The organism is Xinfangfangia pollutisoli, from assembly GCF_020179405.1.
GTDB lineage: Bacteria > Pseudomonadota > Alphaproteobacteria > Rhodobacterales > Rhodobacteraceae > Pseudogemmobacter > Pseudogemmobacter pollutisoli.
This window is the reverse complement of sequence record NZ_JAICBZ010000179.1, coordinates 1-1,202: the sequence shown is the minus strand read 5'-3', so window position 1 is coordinate 1,202 and position 1,202 is coordinate 1. Positions and strand designations below refer to the sequence as shown.

Annotated in this window: 1 protein-coding gene and 1 pseudogene; one reads left to right on the top strand and one right to left on the bottom strand. The window is 71.8% G+C overall.

The window, feature by feature from the left end; translation table 11 throughout:
- Positions 1–1,004 (bottom strand): pseudouridine synthase (locus tag K1Y73_RS21915; protein ID WP_225030533.1); only part of this gene is annotated, 1,004 nt, incomplete at its 3' end.
- 87 nt (positions 1,005–1,091) lie between these two features.
- Here K1Y73_RS21915 and K1Y73_RS21910 point away from each other — a divergent pair.
- Positions 1,092–1,202, top strand: a pseudogene (locus tag K1Y73_RS21910) (nucleoside deaminase); the annotation flags it as partial.

Genomic DNA, 1,202 nt, shown 5'->3' with positions numbered 1-1,202 from the left:
ACCCCGTCGCCGGGCTTTGCCGGCCGGGGCAGGGCGGCCCCGCCCGCGGATTTGCGCGGCGCGCCGGCGGGCTTGGCCCCCGGCCGTGCGTTCGGCCGTTCGTTCGGGCGCGCGTCGGCACGGGCGTCGCCCCGGCCCTCACCGCGCGGCGCGGGCTTCCCCGCAGGCTTCCCCGCGGGCTTGCCACCCGGTCGGGCCGGACGCCCGGCGCGGGCCGCGGGTTTCGGCGCCTCGGCCTCGGTCTCGCCGCCTTCGCCCAATTGGTCGCGCAGCACGCGGGCGCGCACTTCCTCGACCTGGCCGGGCTGCAGGTCGCCCAGCCGGAACGGCCCGTACGAGACGCGGATCAGCCGGTTCACATACAGCCCGATCGCGTTCATCGCCCGGCGGATCTCGCGGTTCTTGCCTTCGCGCAGGCCCACGGTCAGCCAGGCATTGGCGCCCTGCACCCGGTCCAGCACCACATGCATGGGCTGGAACGTCTCGCCATCCACCACGATTCCCTTGCGCAGCGGATCCAGATCGGGATCGACCGGATTGCCGTTCACCCGCACCCGGTATTTGCGCAGCCAGCCGGTCGAGGGCAGTTCCAGCCGCCGCTTCAGCGCGCCATCATTGGTCAAGAGCAAAAGCCCTTCGGAATTCAGGTCAAGCCGGCCGATCGACATCACCCGGGGCATGTCCTCGGGCAGATGGTCGAACACCGTATCGCGGCCCTTTTCATCCGAGGCCGAAGTCACCAGCCCCTCGGGCTTGTAATACAGCCACAGCCGCGAGGGCTCTTCCTCGGGCAGGGGCTGGCCCGAGATGGTGATCCGGTCCTTCGCGGTGACGTTCAGCGCCGGGCTGTCGATGCGCTTGCCGTTGACCGTGACCTCGCCGGCCTCGATCAGCCGTTCGGCCTCGCGGCGCGAGGCGATGCCGCGGCGCGACAGCACCTTGGCGATGCGTTCGCCGTCCGGCGCGGCGCCCTGCGGCGCCTTGGGGGTTGATTTGTCGGCCATCCGGGGGAACCTTTCACGCGGGCGCTGAGCCCCGGGGGTTCGGCACCCCCGGACGATGCAGAGTATTGGAGCCGGGATGAAGAGGCAATGAGCGGGTTCCGATCCTTCATGGCGATCGCGCTGGAAGAAGCGCGGGCGGCGGCGGCGCGGGGCGAGGTGCCGGTGGGCGCGGTGGTCGTGGCGCCGGGCGGGCAGGTG